This is a genomic window from Megasphaera massiliensis (assembly GCF_000455225.1).
Lineage (GTDB): Bacteria > Bacillota > Negativicutes > Veillonellales > Megasphaeraceae > Megasphaera > Megasphaera massiliensis.
Genome location: NZ_HF954548.1, coordinates 12,211 through 14,666 on the forward strand (window position 1 = coordinate 12,211; position 2,456 = coordinate 14,666).

General features: G+C 47.6%; 3 protein-coding genes. 2 read left to right on the top strand and 1 reads right to left on the bottom strand.

Features of this window, described 5'->3' with window-relative positions; all coding sequences use genetic code 11:
- A partial coding sequence (locus TX77_RS13030; protein WP_195891190.1) for a CPBP family intramembrane glutamic endopeptidase occupies positions 1-540 on the bottom strand: 540 nt, incomplete at its 3' end.
- Positions 541-988: 448 nt separating this feature from the next.
- Between TX77_RS13030 and TX77_RS10635 the strand changes: the two genes are divergently transcribed.
- Positions 989-1,735, top strand: a complete 747-nt coding sequence (locus tag TX77_RS10635; RefSeq protein WP_268257943.1) for a sugar ABC transporter substrate-binding protein — start codon at positions 989-991, stop codon at positions 1,733-1,735.
- Positions 1,732-2,456, top strand: a 725-nt coding sequence (locus tag TX77_RS10640; protein WP_044505083.1) for a HAMP domain-containing protein, incomplete at its 3' end; no start/stop codon positions are given. The genes TX77_RS10635 and TX77_RS10640, both read left to right, overlap by 4 nt.

The following is a 2,456-nucleotide window of genomic DNA, read 5'->3' on the forward strand; positions in this document are numbered from 1 at the left end:
ATTCATGCTATGGAGCAATGCGAATAACAGAGAGGTTACGATAATAGCCGCTTTACTGCCGTAATGATAGCGCAGCAGGCCTTGCACATAGCCGCGTGAATAAACTTCCTCCGATACCGCTACAAAGATAAATAGCACTAAGCCCTTCAGCAGCGCGGCCGTCAGCTCAGAGTTCCAATTCCCCAATGTCCAGCTAACGCCTCCAAAAGCCCAGATTAACACCGCGGCTAACGAAATGAGCACAATTCCGGCCAGCATGCCGTGAACGAGCATGATGCCTCCGTCCTGTTGACGGAGCCCAAGCGGCCACCTCTTTTTCCTTTCAAATAGAGCATACATTCCGAGAGCCGAAGCGGTGAACAAAATGGTTTGAATGATCTGCATCCATAAATTATCTTGCGAAGCACTCTGGATATCTTCCAAGCCTGTTCCGGATGCTACCGCTATGACTGTGTAGACGACTCCGACGACAACCGATATGAGGAGAACGACGATAAAGCTTAAAGCAATTTTGCCGGCAACGGCAGCGAATGTTTTCATGCAGGTCACCATCCTTGAACAATGTAATACACCTATGCCAATATAGAACTATTTTCCATTCAGTGTCAACGGCAATTTTATATAACGGATAAGAGGAAGCTCCTGTAAAATTTGCGTTTATACGTCAATTTAATTGTGATACGATGAAAGAAAATGTAAGCGGTTTACAATCGATCGTTTACATCAATCGAGATTCAAAGGAGCAAGCCTGCGATGAGGAAGCTGTTCATTGTATCGTTGTCGATTTGCTGTATCGTATTGTTCGGCTTCACACTTTCCTCCATTATTCAAATTTTTCACTATGACTTGTCTGCTCCTGCTGAGCTGACAGGGGGTCAGGATTCTGCCTATCGTCTTGTGCTTATTACGCAAGAAATGGACACGCCTTTCTGGGATTCGGTTGAGAAAGGGGCTACGCTAGCAGCAAAGCAGCGTGGTGTAGAGTTAGCTGTATGGGGGCAGCTACGGTACGAATCAGGTCGATTTTCTAAGAAAGATGGAAATCGCGATAGCCTCGAAAGTGGACGGGATTATCGTGCAAGGCTTGGAATCGGATGAATTTAATAAGCTCTCCACGGTAAAAGCGGCTGGAAACGGCATTCCGATTTTTACAATTGGCAATGATGTTCCAGTGGAAAAAAGCTTAAGGCGCACCTATATCGGCTCGGATCACGAGAAGGCTGGCAGACTCATTGGCGAGCAGTTGACGAAGGATATCGGCAAAACCGGGAAGGTTGTGCTGATGCTGTCCGACCGTCAGGAGGATTTTCAGAACAAAAGACTTAACGGCATTCTGGAGGCATTGAAGGCCCAGCCGGGCATTGAGCCAATCATTGTTGTAGCCGGAGATACGAGGGAGAAGGTTATTGCCGCTACGAACGATATTATGAACCGGGAGCCGCATATCGACGGGTTCGTCTCGGTGACAGCGAACAATGCGAGCGCCATGGTACAGGAGATTGGCAAGCGGGCGAAATTGAGCCGATTCCATCTCTACTCCTTCGATGACAGCGTGGAGAGCCGAACGCTGATGAAAGAGAAGAAGCTGAACGGCATTATCGAGCAAGCGCCTTATACAATGGGCAAGCAAAGCGTGGAATTGATGATTCAGTGGCTGAATGGCGAGACGTTCCCGCTCAACTATGATGGTTATTTTACCGAAATCGGGCTGCTGAAGGCGGATGAGCTTCCATGAATACGATTCAGAAAAAAATATGGCTGCTCGTCGCAATCGTCGTGTTCATAATGGCTGGCATTTGGGTCACGTTAACCTACTACAACCAGAAAATGCAGGATCAATATAATGAGATATTGCAGCGCTACTTGCGAATGAATGAGGTCAGTGCCTCTAGTCAGCAGCTTGTTACTTCATTAAACAATTATTTGCAGGCCCCCTCTTCTTCCAAGCTGGCTAATCTGGAGACAGACCGCCATGAGCTAATCGTCGCACAGGAGCAGATTACGAATCTGCGGAACAACGGCAATCATTTTACACTAACGAATTATTTGAATTTGATCGATAGCCTGGTGAATGCCTCTGACCGTTCCGTCCGGTTCCTTAACGCTAAGAATAACGAGGAGTCGCTAAATGATTTCGCAGATGCTACGCGCCTCTCGACTTATATTTCGGAAATGACGTTGACGCTGATGGATACCGAGCTGAAAACCTATGATCAGTTCTATCGCGGCATGATCAAGCAATCGGTCGAATTGAAAAAGCTCGGGATCTGGATGATTGCCCTCATCACGCTGCTGCTCCTGTTATTCACCTATTGGTTCTCACTTAGCATTACTCGGCCTATACATAAACTTACACAGGCAGCCCGGGAGCTGTCCCGGGGCCGGTTCGATATGCAGATCGAAGTGGCAGCCAACGACGAAATTTCTTTTCTAGCCAAAACCTTCGACCGGATGCG